Annotated in this window: 19 protein-coding genes and 1 pseudogene; 14 read left to right on the plus strand and 6 right to left on the minus strand. The window is 70.0% G+C overall.

Annotated features, from left to right (window positions below; translation table 11 throughout):
* A partial coding sequence (locus VIM19_10770) for an ABC transporter substrate-binding protein (GenBank protein ID HEY5185363.1) occupies positions 1 to 318 on the minus strand: 318 nt, incomplete at its 3' end.
* Positions 319 to 489: 171 nt separating this feature from the next.
* Complete coding sequence (locus tag VIM19_10775) at positions 490 to 1953, minus strand: benzaldehyde dehydrogenase (protein ID HEY5185364.1); 1464 nt, start codon at positions 1951 to 1953, stop codon at positions 490 to 492.
* A gap of 294 nt (positions 1954 to 2247) precedes the next feature.
* On the opposite strand from VIM19_10775, the gene VIM19_10780 reads away from it, so the two are divergent.
* From VIM19_10780 to VIM19_10820, 9 genes are all read left to right on the plus strand, one after another.
* Positions 2248 to 3066 (plus strand): CoA transferase subunit A, encoded by an 819-nt coding sequence (locus tag VIM19_10780; GenBank protein ID HEY5185365.1) that lies wholly within the window; start codon positions 2248 to 2250, stop codon positions 3064 to 3066.
* Complete coding sequence (locus VIM19_10785; GenBank protein ID HEY5185366.1) at positions 3063 to 3869, plus strand: CoA-transferase; 807 nt, start codon at positions 3063 to 3065, stop codon at positions 3867 to 3869. The genes VIM19_10780 and VIM19_10785 overlap by 4 nt, the downstream gene beginning before the upstream one ends.
* Positions 3866 to 5047, plus strand: a complete 1182-nt coding sequence (locus VIM19_10790; protein ID HEY5185367.1) for an acetyl-CoA C-acyltransferase — start codon at positions 3866 to 3868, stop codon at positions 5045 to 5047. The genes VIM19_10785 and VIM19_10790 overlap by 4 nt, the downstream gene beginning before the upstream one ends.
* A gap of 61 nt (positions 5048 to 5108) precedes the next feature.
* Entirely contained in the window at positions 5109 to 5864 is a 756-nt protein-coding gene (gene pcaH / locus VIM19_10795) for a protocatechuate 3,4-dioxygenase subunit beta (GenBank protein ID HEY5185368.1), read from the plus strand.
* Complete coding sequence (gene pcaG / locus VIM19_10800) at positions 5857 to 6471, plus strand: protocatechuate 3,4-dioxygenase subunit alpha (protein HEY5185369.1); 615 nt, start codon at positions 5857 to 5859, stop codon at positions 6469 to 6471. The genes pcaH and pcaG overlap by 8 nt, the downstream gene beginning before the upstream one ends.
* A gap of 31 nt (positions 6472 to 6502) precedes the next feature.
* A complete protein-coding gene (locus VIM19_10805) occupies positions 6503 to 7669 on the plus strand; it encodes a lyase family protein (GenBank protein ID HEY5185370.1) in 1167 nt (388 codons plus the stop codon).
* Positions 7666 to 8451: an alpha/beta fold hydrolase gene (locus VIM19_10810; protein ID HEY5185371.1), complete on the plus strand. Its 786-nt coding sequence runs from the start codon at positions 7666 to 7668 to the stop codon at positions 8449 to 8451. Before VIM19_10805 ends, VIM19_10810 begins: the two co-directional genes overlap by 4 nt.
* On the plus strand, positions 8448 to 8834 hold the full coding sequence (gene pcaC, locus VIM19_10815; GenBank protein ID HEY5185372.1) for a 4-carboxymuconolactone decarboxylase: 387 nt from the start codon (positions 8448 to 8450) through the stop codon (positions 8832 to 8834). Before VIM19_10810 ends, pcaC begins: the two co-directional genes overlap by 4 nt.
* Positions 8835 to 8862: 28 nt before the next feature.
* Positions 8863 to 9678 (plus strand): IclR family transcriptional regulator, encoded by an 816-nt coding sequence (locus VIM19_10820; protein ID HEY5185373.1) that lies wholly within the window; start codon positions 8863 to 8865, stop codon positions 9676 to 9678.
* A 9-nt stretch (positions 9679 to 9687) separates the two neighbouring features.
* Here the strand turns inward: VIM19_10820 and VIM19_10825 are convergent, their stop codons facing one another.
* From VIM19_10825 to VIM19_10840, 4 genes and pseudogenes are all read right to left on the minus strand, one after another.
* Positions 9688 to 10716, minus strand: a complete 1029-nt coding sequence (locus tag VIM19_10825; protein HEY5185374.1) for a LacI family DNA-binding transcriptional regulator — start codon at positions 10714 to 10716, stop codon at positions 9688 to 9690.
* Between the two features lie 91 nt (positions 10717 to 10807).
* Positions 10808 to 12265, minus strand: coding sequence for a molybdopterin cofactor-binding domain-containing protein (locus VIM19_10830; protein ID HEY5185375.1), 1458 nt, complete (start codon positions 12263 to 12265; stop codon positions 10808 to 10810).
* 267 nt (positions 12266 to 12532) lie between these two features.
* Positions 12533 to 12940 (minus strand): annotated as a pseudogene (locus VIM19_10835) (molybdopterin cofactor-binding domain-containing protein).
* Positions 12940 to 13524 carry a 2Fe-2S iron-sulfur cluster-binding protein gene (locus VIM19_10840; protein ID HEY5185376.1) on the minus strand — a complete coding sequence of 195 codons (585 nt, stop codon included), beginning with the start codon at positions 13522 to 13524 and terminating at the stop codon, positions 12940 to 12942. Before VIM19_10840 ends, VIM19_10835 begins: the two are co-directional and overlap by 1 nt.
* Before the next feature lie 299 nt (positions 13525 to 13823).
* Here VIM19_10840 and VIM19_10845 point away from each other — a divergent pair, with 299 nt between their 5' ends.
* The 5 genes from VIM19_10845 to VIM19_10865 all read left to right on the plus strand — a co-directional run bounded on the left by VIM19_10845 (position 13824) and on the right by VIM19_10865 (position 18783).
* Entirely contained in the window at positions 13824 to 15131 is a 1308-nt protein-coding gene (locus VIM19_10845; protein ID HEY5185377.1) for an amino acid ABC transporter substrate-binding protein, read from the plus strand.
* Positions 15132 to 15240: 109 nt separating this feature from the next.
* Entirely contained in the window at positions 15241 to 16095 is an 855-nt protein-coding gene (locus tag VIM19_10850; GenBank protein HEY5185378.1) for a branched-chain amino acid ABC transporter permease, read from the plus strand.
* Between the two features lie 113 nt (positions 16096 to 16208).
* Positions 16209 to 17282, plus strand: a complete 1074-nt coding sequence (locus tag VIM19_10855) for a branched-chain amino acid ABC transporter permease (GenBank protein ID HEY5185379.1) — start codon at positions 16209 to 16211, stop codon at positions 17280 to 17282.
* Complete coding sequence (locus VIM19_10860; GenBank protein HEY5185380.1) at positions 17279 to 18052, plus strand: ABC transporter ATP-binding protein; 774 nt, start codon at positions 17279 to 17281, stop codon at positions 18050 to 18052. Before VIM19_10855 ends, VIM19_10860 begins: the two co-directional genes overlap by 4 nt.
* Positions 18049 to 18783, plus strand: a complete 735-nt coding sequence (locus tag VIM19_10865) for an ABC transporter ATP-binding protein (GenBank protein ID HEY5185381.1) — start codon at positions 18049 to 18051, stop codon at positions 18781 to 18783. Before VIM19_10860 ends, VIM19_10865 begins: the two co-directional genes overlap by 4 nt.
* Positions 18784 to 18941 lie beyond the last annotated feature (158 nt).

Here is an 18941-nt window from a genome sequence, read left to right on the forward strand (position 1 = left end):
GAGGTCGACCTGGTCGTTGTTGATCAGCTCCTTGGTGACGTCGGTGGCCCGGGTCGCGCTGGACTGGGAGTCCTTCACGACGATCTCGATCGTCCGCTTCTTGCCACCGGCGGTGAAGCCCTTGGCAAGCGAGTCCTGCACCGTCTTGACGATGACGTTGTCGGCCGCCGCGAAGCTGGCCAGCGGGCCGGTCTGCGGCCTGACGTAGCCGATCTTCAGCACGTCGGACGCCGATCCGGAGGACCCGATCGAGGCGGAGCCCTTGAGCTCGCCGCAGGCGCTGAGCAGGGTGCCGCCAGCGGTCGCGGCGACCCCCACCCCGGCGGCCTTGAGCACGGTCCGCCGGGCGACCCCCGGGGTCGGTTCGATGTCGGTCGTGACACTGCAGTGCTCAGCCGGCGGGGCTGGGCGGGCAGGGCAGGGTCGACGCACGGGACTGCGGCGCTGCGGAGGACCTGGCGCCAGCCGGGTCCCTCCGCGGCAGATGGCTCAGAACGGGTACTGCGGGGGCTCGCCGCGCAGGGTGACCCAGCGGGTCTCGGTGAACGCCTCGACGTTCGCGGCCGGGCCGCCGAACCGGGACCCCGTGCCGGACGCTGCGACCCCGCCGAACGGGATGTTCGCCTCGTCGCTAACCGTCTGGTCGTTGATGTGGACGATGCCGGTGGGGATCCGGTCGGCGAGCGCGAGCCCCTTCATGACGTCGCGCGTGACGATGCCAAGGGACAGGCCGTACTCGGTGGCGGTGGCCAGCGCGACGGCCTCGTCCAACGTGGCGAACCGGGTCACGGGGGCGACCGGACCGAAGATCTCCTCGGCGAAGGCCGGGGAGTCGGCCGGGACGTCGGCGAGCACCGTCGGCCGGTAGAACAGGCCTTCGAACTCGCCACCAGCGGCCACCCGTGCGCCCGCCTCCGTGCTCGCGGTCACCAGACTGTGGATCTTGTTCCGCTGGCCCTCGTCGATGATCGGTCCCAGGGCGACCTCACCGGCCGCGGGGTCACCGACCGGCAGGTGCGCCGCCTTGACCGCGAGCTTCTCGACGAACTCCTCGTAGATGCTCTCGTGCACGATGTGCCGACCTGTGGTCATGCAGATCTGGCCCTGGTGGAAGAACGAGCCGAAGGCGGCCAGGGTGACCGCCTGGTCGACGTCCGCATCGTCCAGCACGATCATGGCCGAGTTGCCACCGAGCTCGAGGTGGGCCCGCTTGAGGTGGCGACCGGCCAGCTCGCCGACCCGCCGACCCGCGGCGGTGGAACCGGTGAAGGAGATGACCCGCACGTTCGGGTCGGTGACCAGCGCCTCGCCGACGTCGATGCCGCCCGGCAGCATCTGCAGCACGCCCGCGGGGACCCCGGCCTCCTCGAAGATGCGGGCCAGGACGACGCCGCCCGTGACCGCGGTACGGGGGTCCGGCTTGAGGAGCACGGAGTTGCCCAGCGCGAGCGCCGGGGCCACCGAACGGATGCCCAGGATGATCGGGACGTTGAACGGGGAGATCACCGCCACCACGCCGACCGGCACCCGCCGGGCGATGGACAGCCGCGGCTCCTCGCTGGGGACCAGCTCGCCGTAGGCGCGGCTGGGCAGCGACGCGGCCTCGTAGCACTCCTGTGCGGCGACGTGCAGGGCGAACCCGGCGATAGCCGGGATCGCGCCGACCTCACGGATGTTCCAGCCGGAGATCTCCTCGGCGTACTCCGACCACAGGTCGCCGGCCTTGCGCAGCACAGCGGCCCGCTGGAAGTACGGCAGGGCGGCCCACTCCTTCTGCGCCTCAGCCGCGATCTCCGCGGCCCTGGCCACGTCCGCGGGGGTCGCCTGGCCCATCTGCGCGATCGTGGCCCCGGTGGCCGGTTCCACGACTGGGTAGGTCGGCCCCGACCCCTCGGTCCAGGCGCCCCCCAGAAAGATCTTGCCTTCCCACGTCGACTGGTCCAGCAGCCCCACAGCGATCTCCTCACGTTCACGTCGTGTTCACACGCTCAGGGCGGTCCGTGCGCTATACGGACGCTCGTGCTTGTGGCGAACATAGACCGGCCCTTCGCTTGCGTCAATGACTTCTGCGCCCATGCATTCCGGGCGGCTCCTCGATGGAGCGGCGCAGGCACCGTCTGGCCCGCTGGAGCGACCTTTCGGCGGCGAGGGGTTGACCGACCGCGGCGGCCCGCTCTAATGTTCGTCGACTGAACGCGTGTGCGTCTTCCGAACACTCTGGCGCGAGCGTATGGACGAGGGGAGCCGATGGCCGAGCTGGTACCGCTCGAGGAGGCCGTCGCGCGCCTGATCCATGACGGCGACACCGTCGCCCTCGAGGGCTTCACCCACCTGATCCCGGTCGCGGTCGGGCACGAGATCATCCGGCAGGGCCGGCGCGACCTCACCCTGGTGCGGATGACCCCGGACATCGTCTACGACCAGCTGATCGGGGCCGGCTGCGCCCGGAAGCTGATCTTCTCCTGGGGCGGCAACCCGGGCGTCGGCTCGCTGCACCGGTTCCGGGACGCCGTCGAGCACGACTGGCCGCACCCGCTGGAGCTCGAGGAGCACAGCCACGCCGGGATGGCCAACCGCTACGTCGCGGGTGCCTCCGGCTTGCCGTTCGCGGTGCTGCGCGGCTACGTGGGCACCGACCTGGTGACCGCGACGGCCACCATCGCCCCCATCGCCTGCCCGTTCACCGGCGAGGTACTCACCGCCGTGCCGGCGCTCAACCCGGACGTCACTGTGGTCCACGCCCAGCGCGCTGACCGGCACGGCAACGTCCAGATGTGGGGCATCACCGGCATCCAGAAGGAAGCCCTGCTCGCGGCCCGCCGCTCGCTGGTCACGGTCGAAGAGGTGGTGGACCGCCTCGAGCCCGTCCCGGGCGCCGTGGTCATCCCGGGCTGGGCGGTCACCCTCGTGTCGCACGTCCCCGGGGGCGCCCACCCGTCGTACGCCCAGGGCTACTCCACCCGAGACAACGCCTACTACCAGTGGTGGGACTCAGTCAGCCGGGACCGGGAGACCTTCCAGGCCTGGGTCCGCTCCGAGGTACTGCGCGAAGGGGCTCCGGGATGACCCAGACGGCGGCCGCGCACACCGCGGCCTGGACCACCGACGAGATGATGACCATCGCGGCCTCCCGAGCGCTGCACGACGGGACGGTGTGCTTCGTCGGCATCGGGCTGCCGAGCACCGCGGCGAACCTGGCCCGGCGGACCCACGCCCCGGACGTCGTCCTGGTCTATGAGTCGGGCACCATCGGCGCCAAGCCGGGGACGCTGCCGTACTCGATCGGCGACGGCATCCTGGCCGACACCGCCGACGCCGTCGTCTCGGTGCCCGAGGTCTTCAACTACTGGCTGCAGCCCGGCCGGATCGACGTGGGCTTCCTCGGCGCGGCCCAGATCGACCGGTTCGCCAACATCAACACCACCGTGATCGGCGACTACGACCGGCCGAGCGTGCGGCTGCCCGGCGCCGGCGGCGCCCCCGAGATCGCCGCGTCCTGCGGGGAGGTCATCGTGGTCGTCCGGCAGAGCCGGCGCACCTTCGTCGACCGGGTGGGCTTCGTGACCTCGGTCGGCTACGGCCGCGGCCCCGGTGACCGCGAGCGGCTCGGCCTGCGCGGCCGCGGCCCGCGACAGGTCATCACCGACCTGGGGATCATGGCGCCGGACCCGGACAGCTGCGAGCTGACCCTCACCCACGTGCACCCCGGCGTAACCGTGGAGCAGGTCATTGCGGCCACCGGGTGGGAGCTGGGCGACGCCGCCGACCTGCGGGTCACCGAGGCCCCCACGGAGCACGAGGTGGCCGTGCTGCGCCACCTAGTGCAGACGAAGCGGCAGCCCGTGACCCGGACGAGCGTGCGGCCGTGACCAACGACGTCTTCATCCTCGACGCGGTCCGGACGCCAGTCGGCAAGTACGGCGGCGCCGTCGCGGGTGTGCGGCCGGACGACCTGGCCGCCACCGCGGTGCGCGCCCTGGTGGAGCGCTCCCCGGCGCTGGACCCGGCGGCGATCGACGACGTCTGGCTGGGCGACGCGAACGGAGCCGGCGAGGACAACCGTGACGTCGCCCGGATGGCGGTGCTGCTGGCCGGCCTGCCGCCGTCGGTTCCAGGGGTCACGCTGAACCGGCTGTGCGGCAGCGGGCTGGAGGCCGCCATCGGCGCCTCCCGCGCGATCGCCGTGGGCGACGCCTCGCTCGCCGTGGCCGGCGGCGTCGAGTCCATGAGCCGGGCCCCGTGGGTGCTGCCCAAGCCGGCGCGCGGCTACCCGCGCGGCCACGAGACCCTGTACTCCACGACGCTCGGCTGGCGAATGGTCAACCCGGCCATGCCCGAGCAGTGGACGGCGGCCCTGGGCGAGGGCGCCGAGATCCTGGCCGAGCGGTACCGGATCAGCCGCGAGGAGCAGGACGCGTTTGCGCTGCGCAGCCACGCGGCCGCCGCGGCCGCCTGGGCGGACGGCCGGTTCGCCCGGGAGGTCGTCGCCGTCCCTGGGGCGGACCTGGCCCGGGACGAGACGATCCGGTCGGACACCACGCTCGAGCAGCTCGCCGGGCTGAAGCCGGTGTTCCGGCCGGACGGCTCGGTCACCGCGGGCAACTCCTCCCCCCTCAACGACGGGGCGGCGGCGCTGCTCCTCGGCGACGAGGCGGGCGCCGGCACGGCTGGGCGCACCCCGCTCGCGCGCATCGTCTCCCGCGCCGTCTCCGCGGTCGAGCCGCACCTGTTCGGCATCGGCCCGGTCGAGGCGGCCCGCACCGCGCTGCACCGCGCCGGCATCGGCTGGGACGACCTCGCCGTGGTGGAGCTGAACGAGGCGTTCGCCGCGCAGTCGCTGGCCTGCCTGGCCGAGTGGCCGGACCTCGACCCCCAGCTGGTGAACCCGCAGGGCGGCGCGATCGCGATCGGCCACCCGCTGGGCGCCTCAGGGGCGAGAATCCTGGGCAGCCTGGCCCACCAGTTGCACGCTCGCGGTGGCGGTTACGGGCTGGCCGCCATCTGTATCGGCGTCGGCCAGGGGCTGGCCGTCGTCCTGCACGCCTGACCGGCAGCCGCCGGGCCGCACGCTCACGCACACCCGCAGGCAGCACCGCTAGGAGGTCGACGTGACGGACACCGCTGAACCGCGCCCGGCAGGCAGTCGGCTCGTGCTGCCGCGGTACGAGCGCCCGGAGGGACTGCACCCGCCGCTGGACGACCCCGGTTACAGGAGCACCGCGCTGCGGCACCCGGTCGAGCCGCTGGTGCTGCTGCCGCACCGGCTGACCGAGGTCACCGGGCCAGCGCTCGGCAGCAGCCGGGTCACCGCCGCGGACGCCGACCTCACCCGCCGGCACGCCGGCGAGCCGCTCGGCCAGCGGATCATCGTCCAAGGCCGGGTCCTCGACAGCGACGGACGCGCCGTGCCCGACACGCTCGTCGAGGTGTGGCAGGCCAACGCGGCCGGGCGCTACCGCCACCAGTTGGACCAGTGGCCGGCCCCGCTCGACCCCAACTTCGACGGGCTCGGCCGGGTGGTCACCGACAACACGGGCCGCTACTCCTTCACCACCATCCAGCCGGGCGCCTACCCGTGGAAGAACCACTACAACGCCTGGCGGCCCGCGCACATCCACTTCAGCCTGTTCGGCCGGGCGTTCACCCAGCGGCTGATCACCCAGATGTACTTCCCGGGGGACCCGCTGCAGAAGTACGACCCGATCATGAACTCGATCCCCGACTCGAAGGCCCGGCAGCGGCTGGTCGCCCGGTTCGACCTGGACCGGACCGAGCCGGACTGGGCGCTGGCCTACCACTTCGACATCGTGCTGCGCGGCCGCGAGGCCACGCCGTTCGAGGAGCAGGACGACGACGATGAGTGAGCCCACCGGGACCACCAGCTTCGGGTTCGACCTGGCCGACGGCCGCATCCCGCTGACTCCGTCGCAGACCGTGGGCCCGTACCTGGCGATCGGCCTCACCTGGGACGACGGCGAGGAGGTCGTCCCGGCCGGCACCGACGGCGAGATCCGGCTCGGCGGCCTGCTCACCGACGGCGAGGTCGTGCCGATCCCCGACGGGCTGGTCGAGACCTGGCAAGCCGACCCCGAAGGGCGCTTCGACCACCCGGACGACCCGCGCGGTGCCCATCACCACCGCGTGACCGGGTTCCGCGGGTTCGGCCGTTCGCAGACCGTCAACGGCGGGCACTGGCAGGTCCGCACGGTCAAGCCCGGCCCGCTGCCCAGCCCGGACGGTGGCACCGAGGCGCCGCACCTGGATGTGTCGGTGTTCGCCCGCGGCCTGCTCGACCGCGTGGTCACCCGGATCTACTTCCCCGAGGACGTCGAGGCGCACGCCGCCGACCCGGTCCTTCAGACCGTGGACGTCCACCGACGGCCTACGCTCATCGCCACCCGGGTGGACGGTGGGTACCGCTTCGACATCCGGCTGCAGGGCGAGGGCGAGACGGTCTTCTTCGACCTGTGACCACGTACGCCAAGCGAGCGGAGAGGGGCCGGTGACCGGGCTCTTCGAGGGCGTGTACTCCACGCCGCACACGCAGGAGCTGACCGGCTCCGAGGCGTGGCTGCGCGCCATGCTCGAGGTGGAGCGGGCCCTCACGGTCGCGGCGGCCCGGGTGGGGCTGGCCCCGCAGTCCGCCGCCGCGGCGGTCACCGCAGCATGTCGGCCGGAGTCCTTCAACCTGGACGCGCTGGGGGCCGGGGCTGCCACCGAGGCGACGCCGGTCATCGCGCTGGTTGCTCGGCTGCGCTCCCTGGTGGGACCGGAGGCGAGCCCGTACGTCCACCTCGCGGCGACCAGCCAGGACATCCTCGACAGCGCTGGCGCGCTGGTGGCCCGCTCGGCCCTGGGGCCGGTCCTGGACGACTGCCGGGCGGTGTCCGACACCCTCGCCGCGCTCGCCCTGGAGCACCGGAGCACCCCCCAGGTCGGTCGTACCCTGCTGCAGAGCGCCCTCGTCACCACCTTCGGGGCGGCCTGCGGCAACCGGCTGACCGGCGTCGACGACGCGCTCGCCGGCCTCGAGGCCGTGCTCCGCGACCGGCTGGCCGTGCAGCTCGGCGGCCCGGTGGGCACCCTGGCCGGGGCAGCGGACCGGGCGGAGCAGCTCATCGCCGCGGTGGCCGCGGAGCTCGGCCTGGCCGAGCCGGTGACCCCGTGGCACACGGCCCGCGGTCGGGTCGCCGAGCTCGCGGCCGCGTGCGGAATCCTGGCCGGCGAGCTGGCCGCGGTGGCCCAGGACGTCGTGCTGCTGTCCGCCACCGAGCTGGCCGAGGTCGAGGTGGCCACCCCGGGGGGGTCGTCCGCCATCCCGAAGAAGCGCAACCCGGCCGCCGCGGTGCTCGCCGTCGCCTGCGCGCACCGGATGCCTGGTCTCGTCGCCACCGTCCTGGCCGGGATGCCGCAGGAGCTGCAGCGGTCCGCAGGCCGGTGGCAGGCCGAGTGGGGCACTCTCACCGAGATCGTGCGGCTGCTGGCCGGCACCGCGCGGCACACCCGGACCGCACTTGACGGGCTGCGAGTGGACGCGGACCGGATGCACGCCCACGTCGACGCCTTGGTGGCGACCGGAACGGTCGGCGGCTTCGGAGCCGCGGAGACCTTCGTGGACCGCGCGCTGGCGGCGCATGCGGCAAGGACCCGGCCGGAGGGCCGGCCGTGACCGCCCGCCTGGACCACGACGTCACCGGCCCCGAGGACGCCCCGGCCGTCGTGCTCGGGGCCTCGATGGGCACCACCCGCGAACTGTGGGACCCGCAGCTGCCCGCGCTGGCCGAGCGGCGGCGCGTCATCCGGTTCGAGCACCGGGGACACGCGGCCTCGGAGGGCCCGGCCGGTCCGTACCGCATCGCCGACCTCGGCGCGGACGTGCTCGCGCTGCTGGACGGACTGCAGGTCGACACCTTCTCGTACGCCGGAGTCTCGCTCGGAGGCATGATCGGCATGTGGCTCGCGGCGCAGGTGCCGGAGCGGGTCGAGCGGCTGGCCCTGTGCTGCACCTCCGCCTACCTGCCGCCGGCGCAGGCCTGGCTCGACCGGGCCGCAGCAGTCCGCGCCGGTGGCACGGCGGCCGTCGCCGACGCCGTCGTCGCCCGCTGGTTCACCGCCCGGCTCGGCCGGGAGCGCCCGGATGTCGTCGAGCACTACCGGTCCACCCTGCGGGACCAGGTCGGCGCGGAGGGCTATGCAGGGTGCTGCGAGGCCATCGCCGTCATGGACCTGCGCCCCGACCTGGCCCAGGTGAACGCGGCGACGCTGGTCATCGCCGGGGCGGAGGACCCCGCCACCCCGCCGGAGCACGCCCAGGAGATCGCGGCCCTGATCCGGTCCGGCGGCGGGACGGCCAGCGTCGTCGTCGTGGCTGGCGGCTCGCACGTCGCCACGTTCGAGCGGGCCGACCTGTGCACCCCCCTGCTCGTCGAACACCTCGGAGGCTCCGCATGACCAGCGACCCCCAGCTCGCCGCCGGCGAGGCAGTCCGCCGCGCCGTCCTCGGTGACGCGCACGTGGACCGCGCGCAGGCGAACGCCGATGCGTTCACTTCGGACTTCCAGGAGATGATCACGCGGTACGCGTGGGGCGACGTCTGGGGGCGGGAGGGGCTGGACCGGCGGACCCGCTCCTGCATCACACTGGCCCTGCTGACCGCCCTGCACTGCACCGAGGAGCTGCCCATGCACGTGCGGGCGGCGCTCACCAACGGGCTGACCCGGGACGAGATCAAGGAAGTCCTGCTGCACACAGCGGTGTACGCAGGGGTGCCGGCAGCGAACACGGCGTTCGCGATCGCTCGCCGGACCCTCGCCGAGCTCGACACTCAGGACTAAGTTGCGCACGGCGAACACGGGAGACGACATGGTCGAAGACATCCGGGGGCGGACCGGCGAAGAGTCGCACAACGGCGACTTCGTGCAGTCGTTGGAGCGCGGCCTCGCGGTCATCCGCGCGTTCGACGCCGAGCACCCGGAGATGACGCTCAGCGAGGTGGCCCGGGTCAGCGGGCTGACCCGGGCCACGGCGCGCCGCTTCCTGCACACCCTGGTCTCGCTGGGCTACATGCGCACCGACGGCCGGCTGTTCGCGCTGCGCCCGCGCATCCTCGAGCTGGGCTACGCCTACCTGTCCAGCCTCACCCTGCCCGAGGTGGCCATGCCGCACCTGGAGGAGCTGGTCGAGCAGGTCCACGAGTCGTCGTCCGTCTCGGTGCTGGACGGCGACGAGGTGGTGTACGTGGCCCGAGTCCCCACCAAGCGCATCATGACCGTCGGCATCAGCGTCGGCACCCGGTTCCCGGCGCACGCGACCTCGATGGGCCGGGTGCTGCTCGCCGCCCACACCGACGACTGGCTGCGCGGCTACCTGGCCTCGGCCCGACTGGTCCCGCTCACCGAGCGGACGATCACCGACCGCGAGGAGCTGCTCGCCGAGCTGCGGCTGATCCGCGAGCAAGGCTGGGCGTTGGTCGACCAGGAGCTGGAGGAGGGGCTGCGCTCGCTGGCCGCGCCCATCCGCGGCTCCTCTGGCGACGTCGTGGCTGCGGTCAACGTCTCCGCGCACGCCAGCCGTGGGACACCGGAGGACATCCGGGAGGAGCTGCTGCCGCCCCTGCTCACCTGTGCCGGTCGGATTGCCGACGACCTGCGGGCCGGCCAGCCCGTTGCGGTGCACTGACGCAGCGTCCTAGCGCGCTGGCACCGGTCCGGTGCTCCCCCTCACGGCGAGCTCCACGCCGAGCAGCGACTGGGCCACTGGGCCGTCGTGACCATTCCCCTCGATCTTCGCCAGCAACATCCGAGCGGCCAGCGCACCCATCTCGCGCAGCGGCAAGGCCACCGTCGTGAGCGGCGGGGTGAGCTTGTCCACCAGCGGCAGGTCATTGAAGCCCACGACCGACACCTGCTCCGGACAGCGCAGTCCCGCGGCAGCGAGCACCGACAACGCGCCCAGTGCGATCAGGTCGTTCCCGGCCAGGATCGCGGTGAACTCCTGGCGCGCTGCGAGCAGCCGGGCCGTTGCCTCCAGCCCCGCCTGCTCGCTGAACGCGGCGCAGCTACGGACGTGACCGCGGCCAGCCGGCAGCCCGTGGACGCGCAGCGCATGCCGGAACGCCGAGGCCCGCTCCCGGCCGGTGGACGTATCCTGCGGCCCGGCCAGGTGAACCATCTTGCGATGGCCCAGGCCCACCAGGTGGTCCACTGCCAGGGCAACCCCGGTCCGCTCGTCGCCGCCGACGTACGGCAGCCGATGGCTCGCGGTGTTCCGGTTGACGAGCACTGCGGGCACATCGGTGTCAGCCAGCTCGTCCACCATCGGGTCCTCCCAGCGCGCCGTGGCGACCAGGAACCCGTCGGTCCCCCTGGCCAGCAACTGCTCGATCTGCCGACGCTCGGTCGCCGCGTCGTTGTCGGTGTCGGTGAACACCAGGGTGTAGCCCGCGGCGCTCAGCACCTGCTCGGCGCCACGGACCATTGGTGGGAACAGCGGATTGGTGACGTCCGGGACGACCATGCCAATGACGAACGACCGGGCCGTGCGCAGCCCACGAGCGAAGGTGTTCGGCACGTAGCCCAAGCGCTTTGCGGCCTGGGCGACCCGGCGGGTGGTCTCCGCGCTGACCTGGCCAGCTGTCAGCGGGTTCAGCGCGCGGCTGGCCGTGCCCGGGTGCACCCCTGCGGCCCGTGCGACGTCGGTCAGCTTCACCCGCTGCATGGCGATCACTCTAGGGGGTGCGGCGTACGACCCGCAGTGACCAGCCGCAATCGGTTGCCAAGCGACAGCGACTCGACAGACCCCTCGCCTGTCAACCCTCGATGGCGGCAGTGATGACCTCTCTGGTCAGGGGCAGATCGCGTACGCGGACCCCCAAGGCCTGGTAGACGGCATTGCCGATGGCAGCCGAGGTCGGACCGAGGGAGGCTTCTCCAGCGCCCAACGACGGCTGGTCCGGCCGCGAGACGAGCACCACCTCGACCCTGGGCGCCTCGCTGAAGCTCAGTATCGGGTAGTCGTCCCAGGTGTCGGTCAGGACGCGACGTCGGTCGAATCGGACCCGTTCCTTGAGGGTCCAGCTCAAAGCCTGCAGGGCTCCGCCCTCAATCTGGTTCATGACACCCTCGGGGTTCACCACCAGTCCGACATCCACCGCAAGCGTCAACCGTCGTACCCGGATCTCGTGTTCGGCGGCGACCTCGGCTACGGCGGCGCACCAAGCCCCGGAGCCCTTGTAGCGCGCCAGCCCTAGGCCCCGGCCGGTCGCCGCGCCTGTTGTCGGCAATGACGTACCCCATCCGGCTGCGGCGGCAGCGGCCTCGAGGACCGCCCGACCTCGATCGTCGGAGAGGTGATTCAGCCGGAACTCCAGCGGATCGCGACCCGCTCGCTCGGCAAGTTCGTCGACGAACGACTCGGTGGCGAACACGTTGAGGTGCGCGCCCAATGAACGCAGGGCCGAGGTGCGCATCGGCATCACGAGGAGCCGGTGCGTCACGATGCGCAGGGATGCGACGTCGTAGATGGGGCGGGCGTTGCGCCCGATGCCCAAGCCGCGCTCAAGCGGAGGGTCTTCCGCTGCGGGGATCGGCTGTCCGTGCTGATGCGCGTAGGCCAGGAGGGACGGTGCTGCGAGCGTTCCAGGACGTGAGGTGTGCCCGTTGCTCCACGCGTCGTACGTCCAACGGCGCACGCGGCCGTCCTGGCCCAACTCTGCCGTGAGGTCGACGCACATCGCCGGTCCGAAGGGCGCCCATGACAACTCATCGGAGCGCGACCACACCACCTGGACCGGCCGGCCCGGGACGGAACGCGCGAGCAGAACCGCGTCGTAGGCCGCGTCGTCTGCGCCGTTGTGCCCGTAACATCCCGAGCCCTCGCAGTGGTTCACGGTGACCGCGCCAGTTGGGACTCCGAGGGCACGCGAGATCTCGCGGCGCAACGGGTGGACGCCCTGGGAATGGGTCCACACCTCGAGCGAGCGGCCCTCCGTGTCCCACTGAGCCACAGCCGCCGCTGGTCCGATCGAAGCGTGGGCGATGAACGGCCGCGTGTAGGTGGCAGCGATGGTCAGCGCAGGACTCGCAAGCTCGTCCAAGGCAGGAGGAACGTCGTCGAGGAGAGTCGTGCTCTCCGCCGGCGACGAGCGGAGGAAGTCAGACAACTTGTCCTGGTCCGGCAGCGTGTCCGACTCCGACCACGAGGTCGACCCACGCAAGAGCGCAACACCCTCCAGCGCGGCCGCCTCGGAGTCAGCGACCACGCCCACGAAGGAACCGTCGACCACCACCGAGACCACGCCACCGTGCGCCGCGGCAGCCACCGTGTCCGCTCCCTGCATCACGGCCCCGAGCGATGGCGGACGCAGGACGCGGGCGAAGAGCAGACCGGGCGGCCGCAGGTCGTGGACGTACCTTGGCCGCCCCGTGAGCTTGTCCCGAAGGTCCGCCCTCGGCGCTGAAGTGCCGACCACGGTGTACGAAGCAGGCCGCTTCGGGGAGGCGAGCCCGTTTGCGTCCCGGTCGAGCGAGACAGCGGAGGCCAGCGCCCAGTAGGAGACCGAGCGACCGCTCGGTGCCTGAACCACTCCGTCCCGTACTACCAGGTGATCAGTTCCAAGCCGCTTTTCGGCAGCGTCGAGCAGGTAGGCCCGGACCTCGGCGCTCACCTGGCGCAGCGCTGGGGCGAACTGCTGCACCGAGAGACTGCCTGCCGTGAACCCACCGTCGGGGCCCTCGTTGGTAGTCGGTGACTCGACGCGCACTCTGGCGACGTCCACGTCGAGTTCCTCAGCAACCACCTGGGCCAGTGCCGTCAGGATGCCTTGACCCAGCTCCGCCTTTCCGGAGGAAACCTCGACGACGCCCTCCGGCAGCACACGCACCCATCGCGAGAGCCGAGGACACGCGGTCAGCGCCGCGGGAAGCGGGTCTCCTGATCCCATCACGAGGGCGGTTGAGCTGCAGGTTCGTCGGCTGCAGTGCCCGTCGAAGCGGCACGGATCACCGCACGGACGATCCGCTGGTGTGCCCCGCACCTGCACAGATGGCGATCCAGGCTGACACGGACGGCCTCCTCACTGACTCCACCTGCCGGCAAGTTCTCCAGGAGCGCCGTGGCGGTGACCAGGATCCCGGACAGGCAGTACCCGCATTGACCTGCCTGCTCGGATGCGAAGGCGGTGACTAGCGCCCCGCACGATCGTGAGGTGGCCGCCAGCCCTTCAATCGTCGTGACCTGAGCTCCGCCCACGGACCGCATCGGGATGTCGCAGGCGGTCGCCGGGCGACCGTCGAGGAGAACCATGCAGGCTCCGCAACCGCCGAGTCCACAGCCGAACCGGCTCCCAAGAAGACCGAGTTGCCCGCGCAAGACCTGCAGCAGAGATGTGAGGGGGTCGCACCGCACGATCCGCGCGGCGCCGTTCACCGAGATCGTCGAATCGGCCTGCATCGAAACCCTACCTATCGATCGCGGCCCACCGGCCTTTACAAACGATTGCAGAGACCATAGCCGAGCGGGCGCCATCTCGGCCACGGCAGACACGGCGCGAAGACCGGCCCTCGGACGCGACGGGCTGCCCAGACGTGCCGGCTTCGCCACCAAACGCGGGTCGTCGATCGGGTCCCGGCCACAATCCCGCAACACGCTGGCCGCGGTATTGACACCGATAGCAGGCTCGACGACACTGCCCGCAATGCAAACGATTGCCAACCAGTTCGTGACTGAGCGCCAAAGGGTGGACCCCACCTGGGGACAGCCACAACGCTCGCCTCGTTGCGGCCGAACTCCACCCAGTCAAGGCCGGGGGAGCATCGCACTCCAGCATGTTGAGTCTACAAGGAGATGAGCCAAACTTGAGGAAGCCGATTGCAGCACGGAGTGTGCAGGCTGTCGCGGTCGTCAGTCTAGCCGCCCTCGCCCTGACCGCATGCGCGAGTTCCAGCAAGGGGTCAGCGGGGAGCTCTGCTTCGTCCGGTTCGTCCGGCGGGCCGCCGATCACGATTGGAGTATCGCTGTCGCTGACGGGCGACTTCTCCGCGGATGGCAAGGCCTTCCAGCAGGGCTATGAGCTGTGGGCGAACGAAACCAACGCCCATGGCGGACTGCTCGGCCGCCAGGTCAAGCTCAACATCGTCAACGACGCCAGCAGCCCGGTGCAGGTCGCCACGAACTACCAGAAGCTGATCAGCGTCGACCACGTCGACCTCGTGTTCGGACCCTTCTCCACGCTGTTGACGAAGGCGGCCTCGCAGGTCGTCGCCCGATACGGCTACGCCTTTGTCGAAGGCGCGGGCGGCGGGCCCTCAGTGTTCACCAGCGGACTCACCAACGTCTTCGACGTCAGCCTGCCTGTAGTCAACAACCTGGTGAGCTTCGCGAACTGGCTGGCGGCGATGCCGGCCGGGACTCGCCCGCAGACCGCGGCCTACGCGACCCAGGACGACCCGTTCACCGCGCCTCAGCTCGACAAGGCTCGGACGATCCTCGAAGCCGCCGGCATCAAGACGGTCTACAACAAGGTCTACCCGTCTGAGACGACTGACTACGGTCCCATTGCTGCCGGGATCATCAGCTCCAATGCGGACGTGGTCCTTGCTGGCACCCTGCTTCCAGACATCAGCGCCTTCGTCAAGCAGTTCGTCCAGCAGAACTACAACCCGAAGGCGCTCATCGCTACGGCAGGACCTGACCAGGGCGCTCAGTTCGTTCAGAACGTCGGTGCCGCGCACACCGAAGGCATCATGGTCCCGAACGAGTGGTACCCGACGGCGACCACCCCGGGCAACCAGGACATGGTCGCTGCCTACATCAAGGCCTATGGCGGCACGCCGCAGGACATCAGCTCGGACGTTCCCGAGGGGTACGCGGTCGGAGAGGTGACGGCCCAGGCGGTCAAGAACATCAACAGCCTCGACCAGACGAAGCTGATCGCTGAGCTCCACAAGGGCACCTACCAGACGGTGCAGGGTCCGGTGAAGTTCGACTCTACGGGGCAGAACACCCTTGCCTTCTCCTACGTGTTCCAGTGGCAGAAGCAGGCGCTCATCCCCTACCAGCCGGACTCCAGTCAGATGTTGCAGCCGGTTCCCCCGGCTACCGAGGCAGTGCTCTACCCCAAGCCGGCCTGGTAGATCGTCGAGTGTCGACCGGTGCCGGTCGCTTCAGCGCCTTTGGCGCGGGCGACCGGCACCGACGAGGGGACAGGAGTGAGTCGTGAGTACGCAGATCGCCAAGGCCATCGTGGACGGCATCCTCACCGGGGGTGTGTATGCGCTGATGGCAGCGGGACTGACGTTGATCTTCGGAGTCATGGAGATCATCAACATCGCTCAGGGGATCCTGGTGGTCCTTGGCGCCTACCTCAGCTACGTCCTCCAGGTCCACCTCGGAATCGATCCCTTCATCGGGCTCTTCTTCACAATTCCGATCATGTTTCTGCTGGGCGTCGGGATCGAGTGGGTGTTCATACGGCGGCTGCGTCCCCAGAACCGCACCGCGCTGTCCATCCTCGTCACGTTCGCGGTCGCCATCGTGATCGAGGGCTTGCTGACCTTGTTCTTCTCCGCGGACCTGCGAACGCTCAACGCCTGGTACATCGACGAGTCCGTGCACGTGTTCGGCTTCTACCTTCCCTACATCTACCTCTTCGGCTTTGGCCTTGCGGTGGTCCTGTTGGGGGCTCTCTATCTGTTCCTGTACCGCACCCGGACCGGGTTCAGCATCCGGGCGTCGGTCCAGAACCGGACGGGTGCTGAGCTGATCGGCATCGACATCAACCGGGTGTCGGCGATCACCTTCGGGATCGGTGTGGGTGTGACTGCAGCAGGCGGGATGGTGTTCGGCGCGACGAACTCGTTCAACCCGAACTCAGGGTACGACCTGATTTCGCGGCTGCTCGTCATCGTCGTTCTCGGCGGCCTGGGCAGCGTCGGAGGCGCGTTGATCGCGGCGGTCGCCGCCATCGTGATCGAGGACGTGACCGCGGTGGTGTGGTCGCCCGTCTGGGCCAGCACCATGTTCTTCGGAGTGCTCATTCTGGTGCTGCTCATCCGCCCCAACGGACTGTTCGGGCAGCAGGCGGCGAGAGCCCAGTGAGAGAGGCGAAGATGTCAACGCCCTCAGCGCCGTCCTCGGAGCAGAATCCGGGCAAGTCGCCCAGCTCCGCATCCCCGACGGCCCAGCCCGTCCCGGGGGCCAGCGCGCGGGTCTTGCCCTCGGGCCGGAAAGCCCAGTGGGTCGTCACCGGCGCAGCTCTCGTCGTCGCCCTGGCGTTCCCGCTGATCTTCAGTAACCCTGCGACGACGTCGGTGGCCATGTTCACGCTGCTGTTCGTCGCAGCGTCGTCCGCCTGGAACATGTTCTCCGGCTACAGCGGCTACACGGCCTTGGGCCAGGCCGTCTTCTTCGGCAGCGGCGCCTACTTCCTCGCCAACGTCGCCAACCTCTGGCACATGCAGGGTGGTGTCGGCGTATTCGCGCTGGTTCCCCTTGCCGGGCTGTTCGCAGGTCTGGTCGCGGTGCCGGTCGGGTGGATCTCGCTCCGAACTCGGCGCCACACGTTCGTCGTCATCACCATCGCCTTCTTCTTCATCTTCCAGCTGCTCGCCTACAACCTCACAGGACTCACCAACGGCTCGGCTGGCATGCAGCTACCCATTCCGCCCTGGCTTGCCGCGACCTACAACACCTACTTCTACTTCGCTGCGCTCGGCGTCGCGATCATCGCAGTGGCACTCTCCTGGGCGGTCCGCCGCTCGCGGTTCGGTCTTGAGCTGTTCGCCATTCGTGACGACGAGGACCGGGCGCGGGGTCTCGGAGTGCGCACCGGGCAGGTGAAGCTCTCCGCTTTCGTGCTCTCGGCAGTGGTCACCGGCATGTGCGGGGCTGTCTATGCCTACTACCTGGGCAGCATCTACCCGCCGTTCGCCTTCGAGGCGATCTTCGACGTGACCATCGCGCTCATGGGGTTCTTCGGTGGCCTCGGAACCGTGAGCGGCCCAGTGATCGGTGCCCTCATTCTGGAGCCCCTGCAGCAGTACCTCAACCTGCAGGTCACCTCGGGCGGGGTTGCGTTGATCCTCTTCGGGGTTCTCTTCCTGCTCGTGATCCGCTACCTCCCCCAAGGAATCATCCCCTCGTCCGCCGAGATCCTTCGAAACGTCCGCGCTCGAAGGGCCGAGCAAGGAGGACCGAGAGCCAGTCAGCCGGACCAGCCAACGGTTCATGTCACCGGGCCCGAAGAGACGCCTGAGAGCACCACCCTCGGGGAGGTCGGCAAGTGACCGCGATCCTGGAAGTGACCGACGTGCACAAGAGCTTCGGGGGGCTGCAGGCCCTTGCGGGCTGCACGTTTGCGGTCGAGGAGGGCACGGTCGCTGGGCTGATCGGACCCAACGGTTCGGGCAAGACGACCATGTTCAACGTCATCACCGGTTACGAGCGGGCCGACTCCGGGACGGTCCGGTTCGCTGGACGCGAGATCTCGAAGGCATCGACCGCGGCAGTGTGCGGCCTGGGAGTGGGGCGGACCTTCCAGCTCACGCGAGTCTTCGGTCGACTCACGCTGCTCGAGAACCTGCAGGTGGGCAGCCGTGGCGTACCCCGCAGCCGACGACGAGAGCTCTACAGCGAGAGCCGCTGCCTGGAGCTGTTGGACTTCGTGGGGCTTGCCACGATGGCCGATTCACAGGCAGGCATGTTGTCGTACGGTCAGCGGAAGCTGGTCGAACTGGCCATGGTGCTGGCCCAGGACCCGAAGGTGATCCTGCTCGACGAGCCGGCTGGTGGGATCAATCCGACACTGATCGGCCAGATGGGGGAAAGGATCCGCGAGCTGAACCAGCGTGGCGTGACGTTCCTGGTGGTCGAGCACAACATGGAGTTCGTGATGGGCATCTGCGATGTGATCTCGGTGATGGAGGGGGGTGCGGTGATCGCTCACGGTGAACCGGAGATCGTGCGCAGCGACCCGCGAGTTCTCGATGCCTACCTGGGTGGATCTCTCGAGGATGATCCAGCTTCTCCCGCGCCTACCGAGGGGGCCACGTCATGAGCGGCCTTCTCCACATGGAGGGAGTGTGGGCCGGCTACGGCGGCAGTGACGTGCTGCGCGATCTCTCATTCTCGGTTCCGGCAGGAAGCATCACCTGTGTGGTCGGCCCCAACGGCGCAGGGAAGTCCACCGTCCTTCGTGTCGTGAGTGGGCAGCTCAGACCTCGGCTGGGGCGCGTCCTCTTCGAAGGCCACGAGATCAACGGTCTGAGTCCTCGACAGGTCCTCGGCCTCGGAATCGTTCAGGTAGCCCAGAACCACACTCTGTTCCCTGACATGACTGTGCGCGACAACGTGGAGATGGGTGGCTTCCTCCTGCGGGACCGCGCCGAGACGGGTCGTCGGTTGCGCCAGATCGAGGATGTCTTCCCGATCGTGCGTGACCGGGCGCAGGCGAAGGCCGGCGGGCTGTCTGGCGGGCAGCAGCGACTTGTCGAGTTCGCCCGCTGTCTGATGCTGGACCCCAAGCTCGTCGTTCTCGACGAGCCGTCCATGGGACTCGACCCCAAGACGCTGCGGACCGTCCTCGGCCAGGTCCGCACGATCTGGGAGGAAGGCCGGACGGTCCTGCTGGTCGAGCAGAACGTACGGGCGGGCCTTTCCCTCGCTACTCGCGCCGTGGTTGTCGAGAGCGGTCATGTCCGGCTGGAAGGTTCCGGCCAAGAGATGCTCGACAACCCCGAGGTGGCGCGTCTGTACCTCGGCGGTGGGACGGCTCGCAGCACTGCCTGAGCCTTCGCACGAGTACCGGCCCGACCCGATTGCCCCATCTAGTACTACAGCCGCATTTACTTTGATCTTAGTCGGCGTGTCGGCTTGAGTTGCTGATCGTTTCCCGGATCTTGGGCCGGGTGGCTGATGATGTCGGGGGGGCGGACGTCGAGGTGTGG

This window comes from Actinomycetes bacterium, from assembly GCA_036510875.1.
In the GTDB taxonomy this organism is placed as follows: Bacteria; Actinomycetota; Actinomycetes; order Prado026; family Prado026; genus DATCDE01.

What these genes read in the sequence shown, in the direction of transcription:
- VIM19_10780 (HEY5185365.1), top strand. Translation starts at nt 2,248, where the DNA reads ATGGCCGAGCTGGTACCGCTCGAGGAGGCCGTCGCGCGCCTGATCCAT.
- VIM19_10785 (HEY5185366.1), top strand. Translation starts at nt 3,063, where the DNA reads ATGACCCAGACGGCGGCCGCGCACACCGCGGCCTGGACCACCGACGAG.
- pcaG (HEY5185369.1), top strand. Translation starts at nt 5,857, where the DNA reads ATGAGTGAGCCCACCGGGACCACCAGCTTCGGGTTCGACCTGGCCGAC.
- pcaC (HEY5185372.1), top strand. Translation starts at nt 8,448, where the DNA reads ATGACCAGCGACCCCCAGCTCGCCGCCGGCGAGGCAGTCCGCCGCGCC.
- VIM19_10820 (HEY5185373.1), top strand. Translation starts at nt 8,863, where the DNA reads ATGGTCGAAGACATCCGGGGGCGGACCGGCGAAGAGTCGCACAACGGC.
- VIM19_10825 (HEY5185374.1), bottom strand. Translation starts at nt 10,716, where the DNA reads ATGCAGCGGGTGAAGCTGACCGACGTCGCACGGGCCGCAGGGGTGCAC.
- VIM19_10840 (HEY5185376.1), bottom strand. Translation starts at nt 13,524, where the DNA reads ATGGCGCCCGCTCGGCTATGGTCTCTGCAATCGTTTGTAAAGGCCGGT.
- VIM19_10845 (HEY5185377.1), top strand. Translation starts at nt 13,824, where the DNA reads ATGTTGAGTCTACAAGGAGATGAGCCAAACTTGAGGAAGCCGATTGCA.
- VIM19_10865 (HEY5185381.1), top strand. Translation starts at nt 18,049, where the DNA reads ATGAGCGGCCTTCTCCACATGGAGGGAGTGTGGGCCGGCTACGGCGGC.